20 protein-coding genes and 1 tRNA gene are annotated in these 16,642 nt (G+C 60.7%); 9 read left to right on the plus strand and 12 right to left on the minus strand.

From position 1 onward, the window contains the following. Nucleotides 1–106: 106 nt before the first annotated feature. Entirely contained in the window at nt 107–793 is a 687-nt protein-coding gene (locus BSY240_RS01370) for a MerR family transcriptional regulator (protein ID WP_069041163.1), read from the minus strand. 181 nt (nt 794–974) lie between these two features. Then, nucleotides 975–1,952, minus strand: a complete 978-nt coding sequence (locus tag BSY240_RS01375) for a hypothetical protein (RefSeq protein ID WP_069041164.1) — start codon at nt 1,950–1,952, stop codon at nt 975–977. A gap of 244 nt (nt 1,953–2,196) precedes the next feature. Between BSY240_RS01375 and BSY240_RS01380 the strand changes: the two genes are divergently transcribed. Further along, nucleotides 2,197–2,949: a pyridoxine 5'-phosphate synthase gene (locus tag BSY240_RS01380; protein WP_069041165.1), complete on the plus strand. Its 753-nt coding sequence runs from the start codon at nt 2,197–2,199 to the stop codon at nt 2,947–2,949. Between the two features lie 14 nt (nt 2,950–2,963). Here the strand turns inward: BSY240_RS01380 and BSY240_RS01385 are convergent, their stop codons facing one another. Beyond that, nucleotides 2,964–3,677, minus strand: a complete 714-nt coding sequence (locus tag BSY240_RS01385; protein ID WP_069041166.1) for an aspartate/glutamate racemase family protein — start codon at nt 3,675–3,677, stop codon at nt 2,964–2,966. A gap of 164 nt (nt 3,678–3,841) precedes the next feature. On the opposite strand from BSY240_RS01385, the gene BSY240_RS01390 reads away from it, so the two are divergent. After that, nucleotides 3,842–4,306, plus strand: coding sequence for an Lrp/AsnC family transcriptional regulator (locus tag BSY240_RS01390; RefSeq protein ID WP_069041167.1), 465 nt, complete (start codon nt 3,842–3,844; stop codon nt 4,304–4,306). Here BSY240_RS01390 and BSY240_RS01395 read toward each other — a convergent pair whose 3' ends face one another. The 6 genes from BSY240_RS01395 to BSY240_RS01420 all read right to left on the minus strand — a co-directional run bounded on the left by BSY240_RS01395 (nt 4,307) and on the right by BSY240_RS01420 (nt 6,475). Beyond that, nucleotides 4,307–4,693: a DUF4087 domain-containing protein gene (locus BSY240_RS01395; protein WP_069041168.1), complete on the minus strand. Its 387-nt coding sequence runs from the start codon at nt 4,691–4,693 to the stop codon at nt 4,307–4,309. Nucleotides 4,694–4,825: 132 nt separating this feature from the next. Further along, nucleotides 4,826–5,074, minus strand: coding sequence for a hypothetical protein (locus tag BSY240_RS01400; protein WP_069041169.1), 249 nt, complete (start codon nt 5,072–5,074; stop codon nt 4,826–4,828). A 99-nt stretch (nt 5,075–5,173) separates the two neighbouring features. After that, on the minus strand, nt 5,174–5,422 hold the full coding sequence (locus BSY240_RS01405; RefSeq protein ID WP_069041170.1) for a hypothetical protein: 249 nt from the start codon (nt 5,420–5,422) through the stop codon (nt 5,174–5,176). Between the two features lie 98 nt (nt 5,423–5,520). Beyond that, on the minus strand, nt 5,521–5,769 hold the full coding sequence (locus tag BSY240_RS01410) for a hypothetical protein (RefSeq protein WP_069041171.1): 249 nt from the start codon (nt 5,767–5,769) through the stop codon (nt 5,521–5,523). Between the two features lie 114 nt (nt 5,770–5,883). Then, complete coding sequence (locus BSY240_RS01415; RefSeq protein ID WP_069041172.1) at nt 5,884–6,132, minus strand: hypothetical protein; 249 nt, start codon at nt 6,130–6,132, stop codon at nt 5,884–5,886. Nucleotides 6,133–6,235: 103 nt separating this feature from the next. After that, on the minus strand, nt 6,236–6,475 hold the full coding sequence (locus tag BSY240_RS01420) for a hypothetical protein (RefSeq protein ID WP_069041173.1): 240 nt from the start codon (nt 6,473–6,475) through the stop codon (nt 6,236–6,238). 404 nt (nt 6,476–6,879) lie between these two features. Between BSY240_RS01420 and BSY240_RS01425 the strand changes: the two genes are divergently transcribed. Both BSY240_RS01425 and ilvC read left to right on the plus strand, forming a co-directional pair. Continuing rightward, nucleotides 6,880–7,566: a TetR/AcrR family transcriptional regulator gene (locus BSY240_RS01425; RefSeq protein WP_054151078.1), complete on the plus strand. Its 687-nt coding sequence runs from the start codon at nt 6,880–6,882 to the stop codon at nt 7,564–7,566. 23 nt (nt 7,567–7,589) lie between these two features. Next, nucleotides 7,590–8,609 carry a ketol-acid reductoisomerase gene (ilvC, locus tag BSY240_RS01430; RefSeq protein ID WP_054151077.1) on the plus strand — a complete coding sequence of 340 codons (1,020 nt, stop codon included), beginning with the start codon at nt 7,590–7,592 and terminating at the stop codon, nt 8,607–8,609. A 73-nt stretch (nt 8,610–8,682) separates the two neighbouring features. Here the strand turns inward: ilvC and BSY240_RS01435 are convergent, their stop codons facing one another. Then, nucleotides 8,683–9,870, minus strand: coding sequence for a GGDEF domain-containing protein (locus tag BSY240_RS01435; RefSeq protein WP_069041174.1), 1,188 nt, complete (start codon nt 9,868–9,870; stop codon nt 8,683–8,685). A 201-nt stretch (nt 9,871–10,071) separates the two neighbouring features. Between BSY240_RS01435 and BSY240_RS01440 the strand changes: the two genes are divergently transcribed. The 5 genes from BSY240_RS01440 (at nt 10,072) to BSY240_RS01460 (ending at nt 14,457) form a co-directional block, all read left to right on the plus strand. After that, entirely contained in the window at nt 10,072–11,295 is a 1,224-nt protein-coding gene (locus BSY240_RS01440; RefSeq protein WP_069041175.1) for an aminotransferase-like domain-containing protein, read from the plus strand. 99 nt (nt 11,296–11,394) lie between these two features. Further along, nucleotides 11,395–12,504 (plus strand): endonuclease/exonuclease/phosphatase family protein, encoded by a 1,110-nt coding sequence (locus BSY240_RS01445; RefSeq protein ID WP_069043777.1) that lies wholly within the window; start codon nt 11,395–11,397, stop codon nt 12,502–12,504. Continuing rightward, the gene (locus BSY240_RS01450) at nt 12,501–13,238 is read left to right on the plus strand and encodes an NUDIX hydrolase (RefSeq protein ID WP_069041176.1); all 738 of its coding nucleotides are present in this window, start codon (nt 12,501–12,503) and stop codon (nt 13,236–13,238) included. The genes BSY240_RS01445 and BSY240_RS01450 overlap by 4 nt, the downstream gene beginning before the upstream one ends. A 76-nt stretch (nt 13,239–13,314) precedes the next feature. After that, complete coding sequence (locus tag BSY240_RS01455) at nt 13,315–14,232, plus strand: PhzF family phenazine biosynthesis protein (protein ID WP_069041177.1); 918 nt, start codon at nt 13,315–13,317, stop codon at nt 14,230–14,232. 149 nt (nt 14,233–14,381) lie between these two features. Beyond that, nucleotides 14,382–14,457 (plus strand) — tRNA-Lys (locus BSY240_RS01460). Nucleotides 14,458–14,777: 320 nt separating this feature from the next. Here the strand turns inward: BSY240_RS01460 and BSY240_RS01465 are convergent. Next, a complete protein-coding gene (locus tag BSY240_RS01465; protein WP_054151072.1) occupies nt 14,778–15,569 on the minus strand; it encodes a heme ABC transporter ATP-binding protein in 792 nt (263 codons plus the stop codon). Then, on the minus strand, nt 15,569–16,639 hold the full coding sequence (locus tag BSY240_RS01470; RefSeq protein ID WP_377278489.1) for a FecCD family ABC transporter permease: 1,071 nt from the start codon (nt 16,637–16,639) through the stop codon (nt 15,569–15,571). The genes BSY240_RS01465 and BSY240_RS01470 overlap by 1 nt, the downstream gene beginning before the upstream one ends. Nucleotides 16,640–16,642: the final 3 nt, after the last annotated feature.

A 16,642-nucleotide genomic window follows, 5' to 3' on the forward strand; every position in this document is an offset into this window, starting at 1 on the left:
GGGGCGACCTCAGTCTTTGGGTATGACCCGCTCCTAGCTCCAGCTGCAGCCGCTGTCCCGTTAAACTTCCTCCACTATTGATGATGGACAAGACCAAGGCGGGTCTTCAATTGGCGACCAAACCGAGAAGAACGGCTTTCGCCACGGCCTGGAAGCGGTTTTGCGCTTGGAGTTTGCCGACGATGCTCGCCTCCACGGTACTGACCTCTTCGGTTTTCAGTTCGAGCGTCCGCGCGATCCGGATCGGCGTATAGCCTTCGACCATCAACTGCAGGCAGCGGGCTTCCGTCTCGGTCAGGGTTGGCCCCTTCTGTTCCGTGTTCAACTGACCGGCTTCGACCTCTTCGTGGTCGAGCAGGGCATTGAGTTGCTGGAGCTGACGGTGGACCGTCGAAAGGTTGGACGCCAGTTCACGGCGACGGCCGAGCAGGGCTTCCTCAAGAATCAGGTTTGCTTCGCTTGTCGAGGTGGCGGTCGAGAGTGTTTCGAACAGGTCCTGGATGAGCGAGACCGACATGCCGACCTCTCGGCACACATTGATCAGCGCCATCCGGGCGATTTCATCGCATCCGTAGACCCGCATCAGGCCCATGCGTCGGGCGGTGAGCAGGCCCTTTTCCTCGTAGAAATGCAGCGTTCGGTGGGTGACGCCGAAGAACTCTGCCATTTCGGCAATCGCGACCGGCTCTTTCGGTGGGGTTCTCGTCTGGACGAGGTCCGGCAAGAGAAATACCTTGTTAGGCTGACCGGATACGCTGGTGATCGGTTGCAGATGGTGTGTTCCGTGCGGCATGTACCCCTCCATGTTCAGTGCCAACGCGTCTGCTGAAGCCGATAGTTCCTCTTTTGCTGTGCTGTCTCGCTGACCCCGCTGCATCTCGAATCGCCGTCTGATTGAAGATTATAGTATATTTGAAATCCGTAAAATAAGTTTTCGCAAAAGGGAATTGCGCCTCATGTCTGGAACGCGTGGCTCAGCGTGGCAGGGAGGAAAGGGCGATCAGCTTCGTCATCTCGGTGATGATCTCGCTGCTCTGGCCGAGGCCGGCCCATTGCTGCTGGGACTGACGGGCATTGATATAGCTCGCGTCCGAACCCTCCAGCGTATAGCGATAGGTGGCTTCGAGGCACTGCATCTGTCCCGTCGACAGATCGTTCTTGTGGCAGAAGCGATAGATCGAGCCGGGGATCGTAAGATTTGCGCCAGCAAAGCCGTTGGCGAGGGCGCCGATTTCCAGACTGTCGCCGGAAGTCTCGCAGACGCCCATGCTGATCGGCACCTCGCTGCCGGAGCGGAGATGGCGCAGGCCGAGTTTGAGCTCGGTGCCGAGACTATGCGCCTTCAATTCGAAATGGAGGGGATGCGGTGCTCCGCCTTCGAAACTGGGTTTTTCACTCGGGCCGGCGATGCAGACCGCCCAGAGCCTCGTGCTCCAGAGCCGGGTCGCATTGACGAAGATCGAGGCGATGAGATCGTCGCCGTCCGGGCGGCGGATGAAAAGCCTTGGAAGTGAGGCCTTGTCGTCGGCGAGAGCAGGGCTCTCGACATCAGCGAAGGTGGTCTCGATCAATTCGAGGTCGCGCTCACGGACCATGCTGGCTTGCGATGCGACGCGGTCGTAGACCGGAACATAACCGCCGAGCGGAATGCGAATGCGTAGCGGATCATCGCGGCCCTCGGAGGCATAGAACTGGTTCAGCAGCTTGCGCAACTTTCCGGCCTGGACACGGACCAGCGGATCTGTGCCCGGATCGAAGCCGTGGCTGCGGCTGAACACATCGATACCGATCGTGTAGCCTTTCAACTGATGCGACAGGCCGAGTTGCTCCATCTCGACGATGAATTTGAGGAAGGAGCGCAGCCTTTCGGAGCGTGCGAATGTCCTGCTCCGCAACACCCGCTGCAGAGCGTCCGAAACCTGCCCGCCATCGATCCCGGTTTCCGTCAACATGCTTGCTCCAACCGCCGCAGGGGACGCCTGCGCCGTCATCCGATAGTGCGCATTTGTGCGATCCGTCACAATCGAGACCTGACTAAAGGATGGGGGCTAGGCGTCAATACCTTAAAGTCTAGGGGGTGGACGCGATTGCCATTCATCAATTTCCCGCATCGGAGCATTTGCGATTCTCGTTGGCCTTCGATACCGCGATGCCGTAAGGATGCCCCAGACCTCTTCATCGCCGGATCATGCCGCCATGCCTGCCAAGCTTTCCGTCAACCTCAATGCCATCGCCATGCTTCGCAACCGCCGGGATCTTCCCTGGCCTGACGTGGCCGGTCTCGGCCGTATTGCCCTTGCTGCTGGTGCCAGTGGCCTGACGGTGCATCCACGCCCGGATCAGCGGCATATACGCTTCAGCGATCTGCCGGTGCTGCGGGCTCTGATCGACGACGCGTTCCCCACGGCCGAGTTCAACATCGAAGGTTATCCGAGCGAGGATTTCCTGGCGCTCTGCGAGGCAACCGAGCCGGAGCAGGTCACGCTGGTGCCTGATGACCCGTCGCAGGCGACGTCCGACCATGGCTGGGACCTTGTCGTGCATCAGGATTTTCTCAAGCGTGTCGTGTCGCGGCTTCGCGCCAAGGGCATGCGGGTGTCGCTCTTTGTTGATGGCGATGGGCGGTCCGAACCGATGGCGCTTGCAAAGGCGACCGGTGCCGAGCGCGTCGAGCTCTATACCGGCCCCTATGGCGGCTGTTACGACAATCCGGATGAGGCTCTGCGTCAGGTCGAACTGCTCGGCCTGACGGCCGATGCCGCCCGCGCCGAGGGGCTCGACGTCAATGCCGGGCACGACCTGACGGTTGCCAACCTGCCGCTTCTGGTCAAGCGCATCCCGCATCTTGCCGAAGTCTCGATCGGTCACGGCCTGACCGCCGATGCCCTGGAATACGGTATGGCCGAAACCGTCCGGCGGTTCTGCCGCGCCTGCGGCCAGACGATCTGAACGCAGGCCACTAATCAGGCAGCCCGGATGTCGCGATCGCCTTGCAGTGCGAAGGTAACGGCCGCTTCGGCATGGATGGTCGTCGAGTCGTAGCCGGGCAGCTGAAGTGTCGTCGGGTCGAGGATGAGGCAGATCTCCGTGCAGCCGAGGATAACGCTGTCGGCACCTTCAGCCTTGGCCTGTTCGATGATTCCGTTCAGCTTGTCGCGTGACGTGTCGAGAACCCGGCCCGCGCAGAGCTCTTCGAAGATGACATCATGGGTGACGGTCCGCCCTTCCGCATCCGGCACCATGATCTCGATGCCGTGGCGCTTCATGCGCTCGGCGTAAAACGGTTGTTCCATGGTGTAGCGTGTTGCGAGCAGCAGCGGGCGTTTTGCGCCGCCGGCTTTCAATGCATGGGCGGTTTCATCGATGATGTTGATGAGTGGTACGTCGATCCGTGCCTGCACCTCGTCGGCGACGAGATGCATGGTGTTGGTGCAGATCAGAACGCAGTCCGCGCCGGCCTTTTCCAGGCCTGTTGCGACGTCGCCCAGACGCTTCGCGGCAAGGTCCCAGCGGCCGGCCTTCTGCAGTGCGACGATCTCCGCGAAGTTGACCGAGTGCATCAGGACCTCTGCCGAAGTGAGGCCGCCGAGGCGGGCGCGAACGGCCTCGTTGACCTGGCGGTAATAGACCGCCGAACTTTCGAAACTCATCCCGCCAATCAAGCCAATCGTCTTCATGTCTCGTCTCCGTCATTTGATGCGAAGATGATGATGCGAATTCGGCGCAATTGGGTTGCAATGATCGGATAGAGAACAGCCCTTGGCGCATGGCAGTTGGCGCGATATGAGGGGATCGCGCAGATTATTTGCGCATTCAGGGGTTTGGGCCGGGGAGATGTGGCGTGATCGACGAAAGAGACAGGAAGATTCTCGATCTGCTGCAGCAGGATGCGAGCATTGCGGTTGCAGATCTCGCTGAGCGCGTGGCCTTGTCAACGTCTGCCTGCTCGCGGCGGATCCAGAAGCTGGAGGAGCAGGGCTATATCGCCCGGCGCATCGTCGTCCTCGATCGCGAGAAAATCGGCGTGCCGACCACGGTCTATGCCCTGGTGAAGACAGCCCATCATGCCGACGACTGGATTGAGGAGTTTCGCCGCGCGATCAGCGATATCTCGGAGATTGTCGAAGCCCATCGTTTGACGGGGCATTACGACTATATCCTGAAGCTGGTGCTGCCGCGCGTCGAGCACTACGACGTCGTCTATCGCCGGCTGGTGAAGCGCGTCGAACTCTTTGACGTCTCGGCATCAATCTCTATGGAAATTCTCAAGCAGGGGCTGGCCGTGCCTGTCGATTACGCGCGTTGATTATTCCGGCGAGGGCAGGGCCTTGTCGGCGCGGCATTGGCTGATCGGCAACTGCTTCACGGCGTAGATGGCCGAGATCCTGCCGAGGAAGCTGTCACCAAAATCGCTGCTGCGCTCGGTTTCAGCCTCGATACAGCCGCAGGCATAGCCATAGTAGCCGTTCGTCTGGACGAAATCCCCTGTGGTGAAATCAGGCATGTTCTCCATGCCGAGCGGCTCGATCTCGGAGCCTTGCGTCATCAGTATCCATGAGCCTTCGCCATCATCGAGCCAGTAATTTCCGGGGGTCGGATTCTGTATCCAGCCGCAGCGGTTTTCCTTGGCGGAGAGGGCCGAGGTTCCGGCAAGTGTCAGGGCAAGGCAGATGAGGAGGTGTTTGGTGCGCATGGTGTTTTCCTAGATTTCGCCGCACCATACCCATCACCTTTGGCGCTGGGAATGACCAAGTCTGGACACTATCGCAAATGCAAAAAAAAGGCCCCGGGACTGATGCCCCGAGGCCCACCACGCACCCTGGAATCAGGAAGCGTTGGAAACTGTGCGGGTGACGAGGGTCACCGTCTGGTCGGCATTGACCTTATAGACTTCGTTCACGTCACGACCACTGCCGTCTGAGAAGGTGTGGAAGAAGGTCGAACCAACAGGTGCCTTTTCCAGCTGAACGTTTGCGTTGTCATAGGTGATCGAGCCCGGGATCGGCTGGACGGAAGCGAAGGCTGCCGAGCCGGCTGCGAGGGTAATCAGGGCTGCAGAGATGATGGTCTTCATGGTTATATTCCTTTGTGCGTTGGGTTGGCGGCGGCTCAGTGTCAGTGGGGGAGGGGCCGAGCCTGCCGCCGAATGGTTTTGCGTCCTGGGAGACGCTGATTACGAAGCGTTGGAGATCTGGCGGTTAACGAGGGTCACCGACTGGTCTGCGTTGACCTTGTAGACTTCGTTGACGTCACGACCGCTGCCGTCTGAGAAGGTGTGGAAGAAGGTCGAACCAACAGGTGCCTTTTCCAGCTGAACGTTTGCGTTGTCATAGGTGATCGAGCCCGGGATCGGCTGGACGGAAGCGAAGGCGGCCGAACCGGCTGCGAGGGCGATCAGGGCTGCAGAGATGATGGTCTTCATGGTTATATTCCTTTGTGCGTTGGGTTGGCGGCGGCTCAGTGCCAGAGGGGAGGGGCCGAGCCTGCCGCCGAAGGGTTTTGCGTCCTGGGAGACGCTGATTACGAAGCGTTGGAGATCTGGCGGTTAACGAGGGTCACCGACTTGTCGGCATTGACCTTGTAGACTTCGCTGACGTCATGGCCGCTGCCGTCAGTGAAGTTGTGGAAGAAGGTCGACCCGACAGGGGCCTTTTCCAGCTGAACATTGGCGTTGTCATAAGTGATCGAGCCCGGGATCGGCTGGACGGAGGCGAAAGCGGAGGTGCCGGCAGCGAGGGCGATGAGGGCTGCAGAGATGATGGTCTTCATGGTCGTATTCCTTGTGTAGCGTTTTGTGGGCGGCGGCTCGGGGCGGTGGAGAGGGTCGAGCCTGCCGCTGGAGGTCTTCACGTCTTGGGAGGCGTGTTGGGTTGAACGTTTCGATTACGAAGCGTTGGAGATCTGACGATCGACCAGGGTTACCGTCTGGTCGGCGTTGACCTTGTAGACTTCGCGAACGTCGCGGCCGTCACCGTTGGAGAAGGTGTGGAACAAGGTCGAACCAACAGGTGCCTTCTCGAGCTGAACATTGGCGTTGTCATAGGTGATCGAGCCCGGGATCGGCTGGACGGAAGCGAAAGCGGCCGAGCCGGCTGCGAGGGTGATGAGGGCGGCAGAGATGATGGTCTTCATGATCGTGCTTCCTTATCTTGAATTGAGCTCAGCCTCAGGCGTTCAGCTCTAGATTGTATTGATGGGTAGCATCTACCCGTGATGGGGATCGTCTTGCGTGCCGTCAGTCGTTCGCCATGGAACGGGAGACGATGGAGACGGTCCGGTCTGCATTCACCTTGCAGATCTCATGGACTTCCGTGCCGTTGAGATGGAAGGTGTGGAAGAAGTTCGAACCGGCGGGTGCCTGTTCGAGCCTTGGCTGCGCACCGCCATAGGTGATTGAGCCTGGGACTGGCTCGATCGCGAAAGCGGCCGAAGCGGCTGCGATGGTGGTCAGGAGTGCTGCTGCGATGGTCTTCATAGTGTGTAAGCCTTTAGAACCTTGCTTTATCGAACTGCTCGGTTCGATGAGATGTATTTGGCGTATGGCGCTGGAGAAATCAATACCCCTTTGCGCGCAATCGAACTGATTGGTTCGGTGAGAGTACCCGGTATCACGGAGGATACTTGAAGGGTGAGGTGAGGAAAAACAGCGGGTTAGGCTGCAAATGCACCGTCATTTAACTATGACATACAACGATTATTTTTTGTCACAATCACCCTTTTGTGACAACTTGGTGGGGTGAAAGGGGAGGGAGTGATGCTCAAAACAGGATCTCCTTCCTGAGGCATCTGCTTGCTTTTTTCGCAAATTCATTCTTGACCCGCGCGCCTCCGCGGTACATAAAGCGTGCGAACCGTACCGTACGGTACCAGGAGCCGGCCATGTCCATCGACAATCAGACTTCGGAATTTACGCCGCGTCAGAACGCCGTTCTGGCGGAGGCTCTGCGTCTCCTCGTGGAGGGCGGCGACAAGGCAGTCACCACGGCCGGTCTGGCGCGCGCTGCCAATTGCTCCAAGGAAAGCCTCTACAAATGGTTCGGCGACCGCGATGGTCTGCTTTCAGCGATGATTTCCTATCAAGCCAGCAAGGTACGGACGTTTGAGCGGCCGGGTGAGCGCCTGACTGTTGCCACCCTTACAGATCATCTGGAGGTCTTTGCCCAGGATCTGCTCGAGGTTCTCGCCGGCGATGTTTCGCTCGCCCTCAACCGGCTGGCCATCGGCCAGTCGAGCCGTGACGGTTCGAAGCTCGGCACGTTGCTTCTGGAGCGTGGTCGGCGCCAGATCGATCGCCGGGCGAGGGCGCTGCTTGACGCCGGTCAGCGTGACGGCCTGTTGCGTTTCGGCGATGGCGAGGACGCGTACCGTACCCTTTACGGCCTGATCGTCAGCGATCTGCATGTCCGCATGCTGCTCGGCGAGGCGCCGCAGACCCACAAATTCGGCGCCCGGGCGACGAAGGCGGTTTCCGCCTTTCTCGCTCTCTACGGGACCGACCGCGTACTGGCGGGCCTGGATGGGGCATCCCGTTCCGGCTCTCCGATCAACAACATCCACCACAACTGAAAAGCATAGGGAAGGACACTACAATGCGCGTCTATTACGATCGTGATGCCGACTTGAACCTGATCAAGTCGAAGAAGGTTGCCATCATCGGCTACGGTTCGCAGGGCCGCGCCCATGCGCTGAACCTCAAGGATTCGGGCGCCCAGAACCTCGTCGTTGCCCTGAAGGCCGGTTCGCCGACCATCAAGAAGGCTGAAGCCGATGGTCTCAAGGTCATGACGGTTGCCGAAGCTGCCGCCTGGGCCGACCTGATGATGATGGCGACCCCGGACGAACTCCAGGCCGACATCTACAAGGCCGACATCGCGCCGAACATCCGCGACGGCGCCGCCATCGCATTCGCGCACGGCCTGAACGTCCATTTCGGCCTCATCGAGCCGAAGTCGACCGTCGACGTTGTCATGATTGCTCCGAAGGGCCCCGGCCACACGGTTCGCGGCGAATACCAGAAGGGCGGCGGCGTTCCCTGCCTCGTCGCAATCCATCACAACGGTTCGGGCAACGCGCTTGAACTCGCTCTCTCCTACGCCTGTGGCGTTGGCGGCGGCCGTTCGGGCATCATCGAAACCTCCTTCAAGGAAGAGTGCGAAACCGACCTCTTCGGCGAACAGGTCGTTCTCTGCGGCGGCCTCGTCGAGCTGATCCGCGCCGGCTTCGAGACGCTGGTCGAAGGCGGCTACGCGCCTGAAATGGCCTATTTCGAGTGCCTGCACGAAGTGAAGCTGATCGTCGACCTGATCTATGAAGGCGGCATCGCCAACATGAACTACTCGATCTCCAATACCGCCGAGTGGGGCGAATATGTCACCGGTCCGCGCATCATCACGGCTGAAACCAAGGCTGAAATGAAGCGCGTACTGCACGACATCCAGACCGGCAAGTTCACCTCGGACTGGATGCAGGAATACCGTGCCGGTGCTGCCCGCTTCAAGGGTATCCGCCGCATGAACGACAGCCACCAGATCGAAGAAGTCGGTGCCAAGCTGCGCGGCATGATGCCGTGGATCGCCAAGAACCAGCTGGTCGACAAGGCCCGCAACTGATCTTCATCTTCAGGGATGAATGAGAGGCCGGAGAGGGAAACTTCTCCGGCTTTTTCGTATCCGTGTGGCGTGCTCAGGCGGAGCCCACGAGCCTTTCCTCATGGTCGGTGTCGCAGACCCTGTTCCTGCCGCATGCCTTCGCATCGTATAGCCTGCGATCGGCAAGGGCGATCAGGCTGCGCTCATCGTCTTCAGGGCCAGCGGTTGCAACGCCGATGCTGACAGTCAGGTCCGCTGATCCACCATCTGCCGTCGGCAGGAACAGTGAAGCGACGCGTTTGCGCAGGTCTTCGCCGAAGACAGCCGGCTCCAGGGCATGATTGCCCTGCAGGACGACGGCGAATTCTTCTCCGCCATAGCGTGCAGCCGTGCCGTCGACGTCCCGCATGCATGCAGCGATCACTTCCGCCACCACCTGAAGTGCAGCGTCCCCGGCCTGGTGGCCCCGGGTGTCGTTGAAGAGTTTGAAGTGGTCGATGTCGATCAGGAGCAGCGCCAGAGGTTCGCGGTCATTGCGGTATCGACCGAGACGATGGCTTAACTGCACGTCGAAGCCACGCCTGTTGCCAAGGCCGGTCAGGGCGTCGGTCTCGGCATGACGGCGCAATTGCTCGTTGGCATAGGTGAGTTTCTCGTTGCTTTCGGCCAGGGCTGCCACCAGCGTTCGGGTCTTCGTCTCTGCCGCCAGGCGTCTCTCGTCCATGGCGATCAGCCGGATCATGTAGCTGGCGAGAAAGCCGACATAGGCGAGGCAGATCGGAACCATGATCCAGTTGCCCTCGCGGACCGCGACCAGGTTGATCGCGGCGATCATCACGAAAATGACCAGCAGAGTAGAACGGGGCGCCATATAGGCGCGTGCCGCACTCGATTGGAGGATGCCGCAACCGATGGCGAGGATGACCACCTGCGTGTCGGGGCTGCCGCCGCTATAGAGGATGGCAAGTGAAGCGCCCCAGGCGACGCCCGAAAGGACCGAGATAAGGGTGAATCGCTTGAGCCATTTCTGCGCCGTGTCGGATGGATGCCGTCGCCGGAAGCCAAGGTCGGCAACCCCTCGCATGATCACCTGCAGCGAGAGGATCGCAAACACGACCAGGACCTCGAACGTCCGACCCTCCATATATGGGAGGATGGCGGCCGACAGGATCGCGATGGCTGCGACGATGTGGGGGAATATATGGAAGAGAGTGCTCAGATGCTCCCAGGGCGGATCCGCTTCATTGTCGATGCCGACCATCGGCAGGGTAAGCTTTTGCATCGGCAAGTGGCGGGTCCTTTCACTGTTGCGGAGACTATAGAGCGAATCATCTCGCGTTTTAGGCTTGCCTGAAGAAACAGCAGCAACATGGTTGCCAAACTGTAAAGTGCAGCGGTCAACCTCGATAGGTCAGTATTGTTGACCTATCGAGGTTTTCATGGTCTGCTGCCTCAGATAACAACAAGTCTTGAGGAAACACCGATGCTGAACTGGGATCATGTCTTTGCCACGCGTTCGTCCCGCATGCGCGCCTCCGAAATTCGAGAGCTCCTGAAGCTCCTCGACAAGCCGGACATCATCTCGTTTGCAGGCGGCATTCCCGATCCGGCACTGTTTCCCGAACGGGAGTTTGCCGAGGCTTATGCCGGCCTGTTTGCCGATGGAAAGGCCGGCGGCGCGCTGCAGTATTCGGTGTCTGAGGGGTATCTGCCGCTGCGTGCCTGGTTGAAGGAGGAAATGGGGCGGTTGGGCATCGCCTGCGAGCTCGACAACATCTTCATCACGTCAGGCTCGCAACAGGCGCTCGACTATCTCGGGAAGCTGTTTCTGTCGCCCGGCGACACGGCGCTTGTGACCTGGCCGACCTATCTCGGCGCGTTGCAGGCCTTCAATGCCTACGAGCCTGCCTATGATCAGCTGTCGATCGGAAACCGGACGCCCGAGAGCTACAGGGCGGAGGCGGCGACGCAGGGGAGTGCCGTGAAGTTTGCCTATCTCTCCACCGATTTCGCCAATCCGACGGGTCAGACTGTCAGCCTTGAGGAGCGGCACCAGATCCTGGCCTTGGCCGACGAGCTCGACATTCCGGTGATCGAAGACGCGGCCTATCAACATCTGCGCTATGACGGCGAGGCCATTGCGCCCATCCTTGCGCTCGACATTGCCCGCAGCGGCGGCATCGACGCCTGCCGGACCATCTATTGCGGCAGCTTTTCCAAGACGCTGGCACCGGGTCTGCGCGTCGGCTATGTCGTGGCTGCCACGCCGGTCATCCGCAAGCTCGTGTTGATGAAGCAGGCGGCGGATCTGCATTCCTCGACGATCAACCAGATGGTCGTGGCCGAGGTGGCCGCACAGCATTTTCCGGCACAGATTGCGAAGATCCGGGCAGCCTATGTGGCGCGCCGCGATGCCATGCTGGCGGCGCTGGAAAAATACATGCCCGAAGGTGCCGAATGGACGCGGCCGGAGGGCGGGATGTTCGTCTGGGTCACGCTGCCTAACGGTATGGACGGCGCAGAACTGCTGGCCCGGTCGGTCGAGACGGAAAAGGTGGCTTTCGTACCGGGCCAAGCCTTCTTTGCCGATCGTTCCGGTGCCAATACGATCCGGCTTTCCTATTCCTGCGCCAACGAAGCGATGATCGAGGAAGGCATCCGTCGTCTGGGCCGGCTCGTCGGGCATGCGCTGGCCCAGGCGGCCTGACAGCTTTAGGCGCGCCTGCTTTGGGTTGCGGATACGGAAGGGGCGTGATTGACTGCCGTCGATCCGCCGCTTTCGCAACCGACCTCCCGTCAGGTGTTCATGTCCATTCGCATCGCGACCTTCAACATCGAAAACCTGATCGCCCGCTTCGATTTCACCGGCTATCGCAACCAGCTGAAATCCGATCGGGTGTTGAAGCTGTTCGACATCAAGTCGGAAGCCGACTACCAGCGGCTCGAAGCGGCGCGGGTCGTATCCTCCACCGACGACACCCGGCAGCTCTCGGCGCTGGCGATTGCCGACACCAATGCCGACATCCTGTGCCTGCAGGAGGTCGACAACATGGAGGCGCTCAAGGCCTTCGAATACGGCTATCTCTTCCGCATGATCGGCTCGGGTTATCGGCAGAAATATCTGGTCGAGGGTAATGACAGCCGCGGCATCGACGTTGCCGTGCTGATGCGGGAGAAGACCCGCGACGGTCAGCCGATCGAGCTGCGCGACGTCACCAGCCATGCAGCGCTCACCTATCACGATCTCGGCCTCTATCATCCGGGGCTCGGGGAGCGGATCCGGCCAGATGACCGGATCTTCAAACGCGACTGCCTGGAACTCGACCTGCGCGTTGGTGGTCGGCCACTGACGGTCTATGTGGTGCATTTCAAGTCGATGACCAATGGCCGTGATGGAATGGATGGCCGCACCTCGACCATGCCGATCCGCGAGGCCGAGGCAAAGGCGGTACGGCACATCATCGAGAATCGTTTCGGGTCAGAGAGTGCTTCGCGGCACAACTTCGTGATCTGCGGCGACATGAACGACTATCAGGAGCGCATCGACGTGATCGGCGATCGGCGCTCGGGCTATGACTACGTCCACCGGCCGGACCTGCCGAGTGCCCTCGATGTGTTCTCACATGACGGTTTTGCCGAAAACCCCATGCTGCGGCGGGACCCGCTCGATCGCTGGACGCTCTATCATTCGCGCGGTCCCGAAGAGCAGCACCTGTGTCAGCTCGACTATATCTGGCTTTCCAAAGGGCTCGCACAGGCCAATCCGCAGGCGTTACCAGAGGTCATCCGCAACGGTCAGCCATTCCGCACACCCTTTCCGCCGGGGCAGGAGGTCGAACGCTATCCGCGTACCGGATGGGACCGGCCCAAGGCATCCGACCACTGCCCGATTGCCATCACCTTGCATCTGCCATGAGCGATCTCTTGACTGACGAGGTTGGTCTGCCGACCGATGGCAGCCTGTATCCGGTTCGCTCGCTGGCGCTCAGGGTGGCAGCCGATCCGCATCCGCTGGACCTCACTCAAGGCACTGCCATCTCTGCCAATTGGGAGCGTGAGGTGACGGCGAACCCGGCACTCTTCAACGGCCGGATGATCCTGCAGCGTCAGATCCGCTATCGCGATGGGCATCTTGAGGCACTCGGCCATGTGTCGAACTTTGCCACCTTCCTCTGGTGGCGGCGCCAGCCGGAGCTTGCCGGTGCCTGTCACCTGTTCGGCTATCCCGTCATCGTCTCATCCGACGGGGCGCTGGTCGCGGTCGAGATGGCGCCGCACACCGCCAATCCCGGACAGGTCTATTTTGCGGCGGGCTCGCTCGACTTGTCCGATGTCGTTGACGGGGCCTGCGACATCGAGGGCAACATGCGGCGCGAGGTGATGGAGGAGACAGGGCTCGATCTTGATCTGGCGCATGCCGATCCTGTGCTTTACGCCAGCTATCGCTCGCGACGCCTCACCTTGGCACGCGTCTTCACGTTTTCGGAGACGGCGGAGGCTCTTGCCGATCGGATCGACGCCTTTGCCCGCGATTGTTCGGAGCCGGAAATCTCCCGTGCGGTCGTGATCCGCTCTGGCGATCCTGCAGCGCAGCGTTACGGGGCCGCGATGCTGCCGATTCTCAGCTGGTATTTTCAGGATCGAGGATGATCGGGGCTCGGCTTGCCTTGCCGTTTCGCCTCGGGCAGTGTGTGCCGCGAGCGTGACCTTCAACGGAGATAGGCCCGTGGCGAGACAGTATGCCATCTATGACGTGTTCACCGACCGCAAACTGGCGGGCAATCCGCTCGCTGTGATCTTCGACGGTGCCGGCCTGTCCGACGAGATGATGCAAACAATTGCCGGAGAGATGAACCTCTCGGAGACCGTTTTCGTCCAGCCCGCCGATCACGCATCGCACACCGCCCGGATCCGGATCTTTACCCCTGGCCGAGAACTGCCCTTTGCCGGGCACCCGACGGTGGGTACCGCGATTGCGCTGGCCGAGCGCGCCTATAGTGGCGAGACCGCCAACATGGATCTCGTTTCCGTGCTGGAGGAGACGATTGGTCCTGTGCGCTGTGCCGTCCGGGTCAGGCCGGGGGAGGCAAGCTTCGCCGAATTCGACCTGCCGCGCCTGTCGAGCCGCCATGAGTTGCAATTGGATCGGCAGGGGCTTGCCGATGCGTTGTCCGTCAAGGTCAGCGCCATAGGGTTTGAAAACCATGTGCCGACGGTGTGGAGTGCCGGCGTCCCGTTTCTTCTCGTGCCTCTGCACGATGTGGCGACGATCGAGAGCGTCGAATTCGAGCCGCAACTGTGGGAACGCGTGGCGCCGATGAGCGAGGGGCGACTGACGTCTGCCTACATCTATTGTCGCGGCGGGGTGCATCATGCCGCAAAATTCCATGCGCGGATGTTCTCGCCCGATATGGGCATTCACGAGGATCCCGCGACTGGGTCTGCCGTGGCAGCGCTTTCAGGCGCCATCCATCATTTCGACGCACTGCCGGACGGTCATCACCCGATGATGATCGAGCAGGGGGTTGAGATGGGCCGCCCTTCCTACATTCACCTGCATATCGATGTGAAAGACGGCGCCGTCTCGCGGGCGCGGATCGGTGGTCAGGCCGTCCGCCTGGCCACGGGAATGCTGGATCTCTGAAAACATTGGGTATTTCCAGGTTTTTGAAATTTTTTTGACCAAACGGCCAAGAATTTTTGCAGCGGCGCTAGACAAGGTCGCAGATCCTGTTTATACGCCCGGTCACGCCACCAGAAACGGGGCGGACGAGACCGGAAACGGTGTCAGGCGGGTGATTAGCTCAGTTGGTAGAGCAGCTGACTCTTAATCAGCGGGTCGTAGGTTCGAGCCCTACATCACCCACCATTTTCTTCTTCAAAACAATATGTTGGCCTTATGCGCAGTTCTGCGCACCTCGGGTTTGTTGGTGTCTTCAGGGCGTGCCTGGATGGCGATAATCAACCTGACTGGTCGTTCGGCAAGCCCTTCCTGGCCGAGTCACAAACCAACTTAGCCGGCTATCAAAAAGTCGCTGGAAAAAGCGGGCGGACATCTGTCGCTCTGGTCGCCGATGTTCTCTAGGCGTTCTCACGCCTGGTCGCGTGTGTTCCTTGTTCGTTGCGGTTTTTTGTGCGCGTTCGTTGATTTTGCCCTGTGGATAACTGTGGACAACTAAGGTAGCCGGCTCAGCGTGTCGCGCTGAACCGGGCCTGGGGCAAGACATAGGGTATCGCCGCGCTCGGCAGCCGTCCGACACTGCCAGCAATGCCGTAGACATGCGCGATGGTCCCATCGTCGATGGTTTCCTTCGGATGGCCTTCCCGGATGAGTTTGCCGTGGTGAAGGACGGCCAAATGATCTGCGAATTCGGCGGCAAGGTTGAGGTCGTGCAGAATGGCCAGGACGACACCGCCGCGTCGGGCAAAGTCACGGGCGAGCTCAAGAACCGAGATCTGGTGACCGATATCGAGGCTTGCCGTCGGCTCGTCGAGGAAGATCGCGCGTGGACGACCATCAAGAACAGGATCGGGCATCTGTGCCAGCACGCGGGCCAGCTGCACGCGCTGTTGTTCGCCACCTGATAGCGCGTTGTAGCTGCGCCCCTCAAAGCCACTCAGCCCCACACGGACGAGCGCCTGGCGTCCCGCAAGATTCGGATCGCGGCTGCCATGCGCAACGGCGCCCATGCGCACCACCTCAAGCGCCGTGAAGGGGAAGGATAGTGCTGTGGATTGCGGCAGCACTGCCCGCTCTCGGGCGAGCTCCACGGGGCTCAGCGAGGCGATACGCCGGTCCTGGTAAAGGATGTCACCGTGGTCGGGGCGCATCTCGCCGGAAAGGGTCTTCAACAGGGTGGACTTGCCCGCCCCGTTGGGGCCGATGATCACGGTGACCTTGCCGGCTTCCAGATGGAGGCTGACCTTGTCGACGAGAACGCGTCCACCGCGGCTGATTGTGATGTCGTGTGCGCGGATCATTACAAGCCCTCCATGGCCTGGCGGCCCTGTTTGCCGAGTAGAAGCATCAGGAAGACGGGCGCGCCGAGGATCGCGGTGATGATGCCGATCGGCAGTTCTGCCGGTGCGGCGATGGTGCGGGCGACCGTATCAGCGAGAAGCAGCAAGGCTGCCCCGCCGAGCGCGGAAGCCGGCAGCAGGAAGCGATGTGACGGACCGATCGCGAGACGCAGCAGATGCGGCACGACGATTCCGATGAAGCCAATCGAGCCGGCAGCGGCGACGGTTGCGCCACAGGCGGCTGCCACGGCGAGGATCGTCATGCGCTTCAGCCGCTGCACGGGCACGCCCATGTGGAAGGCTGCGGCGTCACCGAGGATCAGTGCGTCGAGGCCGCGTGCGACGAAGGGGATGATCGCCAGCACGAAGACAACGAAGGGCAGGATGGCGATGATCTTGTCCGTCGTCGCGCCGCTCAATGAGCCGAGAGACCAGAAAGTGATGTCGCGCAGCGCCCGGTCATCGGCGATAAAGATCAGGAGGCCGGTGGCAGCCCCTGTCATGGCGGCGATCGCGATCCCCGAGAGGATCAGGGCTGTCGTCGATGTCTGGCCGTTACGGGTGGCGATGACATAGAGCAGGAAAGTGTTGCCGAGACCACCGAGGAAGGCCATCAGCGGCAGAAACTGTTCGCCGAACACGACCTGCAACGGAAATAGCAGTGTGGGCCCAAGCACGATGGCGATCACGGCGGCAAGTGCTGCCCCGGAAGTGACCCCAACGATGCCGGGGTCGGCCAGCGGATTGCGGAAGAGGCCCTGCATCATGGCGCCGGAGACACCCAGTGCTGCGCCGATCAGGAGGCCCATGCCGGTGCGTGGCAGGCGCACAGCTTCCAGGATTATCAGGTTCTGCTGGTCCATGCTCGCATGATCGCCGGTCACATAGGCGATCAGATGCGGCAGGCCGACGCCGGTTGGACCGATCACGATCGAAACGAAGATGGCGATCGCCAGCAGAACTGCCAGCAGGGCAAGGACGATAAACCCGAGAGCGGAGCGATCTCCGTCACGCCTGCCGAGGGTCGACATCAG

The sequence above is a fragment of the Agrobacterium sp. RAC06 genome (assembly GCF_001713475.1).
Lineage (GTDB): Bacteria > Pseudomonadota > Alphaproteobacteria > Rhizobiales > Rhizobiaceae > Allorhizobium.

Bases quoted from the DNA above. Each gene is read 5' to 3' on its own strand.
- BSY240_RS01370 (WP_069041163.1), bottom strand. From the start codon at position 793: ATGCCGCACGGAACACACCATCTGCAACCGATCACCAGCGTATCCGGT.
- BSY240_RS01375 (WP_069041164.1), bottom strand. From the start codon at position 1,952: ATGTTGACGGAAACCGGGATCGATGGCGGGCAGGTTTCGGACGCTCTG.
- BSY240_RS01380 (WP_069041165.1), top strand. From the start codon at position 2,197: ATGCCTGCCAAGCTTTCCGTCAACCTCAATGCCATCGCCATGCTTCGC.
- BSY240_RS01385 (WP_069041166.1), bottom strand. From the start codon at position 3,677: ATGAAGACGATTGGCTTGATTGGCGGGATGAGTTTCGAAAGTTCGGCG.
- BSY240_RS01395 (WP_069041168.1), bottom strand. From the start codon at position 4,693: ATGCGCACCAAACACCTCCTCATCTGCCTTGCCCTGACACTTGCCGGA.
- BSY240_RS01400 (WP_069041169.1), bottom strand. From the start codon at position 5,074: ATGAAGACCATCATCTCTGCAGCCCTGATTACCCTCGCAGCCGGCTCG.
- BSY240_RS01405 (WP_069041170.1), bottom strand. From the start codon at position 5,422: ATGAAGACCATCATCTCTGCAGCCCTGATCGCCCTCGCAGCCGGTTCG.
- BSY240_RS01410 (WP_069041171.1), bottom strand. From the start codon at position 5,769: ATGAAGACCATCATCTCTGCAGCCCTCATCGCCCTCGCTGCCGGCACC.
- BSY240_RS01415 (WP_069041172.1), bottom strand. From the start codon at position 6,132: ATGAAGACCATCATCTCTGCCGCCCTCATCACCCTCGCAGCCGGCTCG.
- BSY240_RS01420 (WP_069041173.1), bottom strand. From the start codon at position 6,475: ATGAAGACCATCGCAGCAGCACTCCTGACCACCATCGCAGCCGCTTCG.
- BSY240_RS01425 (WP_054151078.1), top strand. From the start codon at position 6,880: ATGTCCATCGACAATCAGACTTCGGAATTTACGCCGCGTCAGAACGCC.
- ilvC (WP_054151077.1), top strand. From the start codon at position 7,590: ATGCGCGTCTATTACGATCGTGATGCCGACTTGAACCTGATCAAGTCG.
- BSY240_RS01435 (WP_069041174.1), bottom strand. From the start codon at position 9,870: ATGCAAAAGCTTACCCTGCCGATGGTCGGCATCGACAATGAAGCGGAT.
- BSY240_RS01440 (WP_069041175.1), top strand. From the start codon at position 10,072: ATGCTGAACTGGGATCATGTCTTTGCCACGCGTTCGTCCCGCATGCGC.
- BSY240_RS01445 (WP_069043777.1), top strand. From the start codon at position 11,395: ATGTCCATTCGCATCGCGACCTTCAACATCGAAAACCTGATCGCCCGC.
- BSY240_RS01450 (WP_069041176.1), top strand. From the start codon at position 12,501: ATGAGCGATCTCTTGACTGACGAGGTTGGTCTGCCGACCGATGGCAGC.
- BSY240_RS01465 (WP_054151072.1), bottom strand. From the start codon at position 15,569: ATGATCCGCGCACACGACATCACAATCAGCCGCGGTGGACGCGTTCTC.
- BSY240_RS01470 (WP_377278489.1), bottom strand. From the start codon at position 16,639: ATGTCGACCCTCGGCAGGCGTGACGGAGATCGCTCCGCTCTCGGGTTT.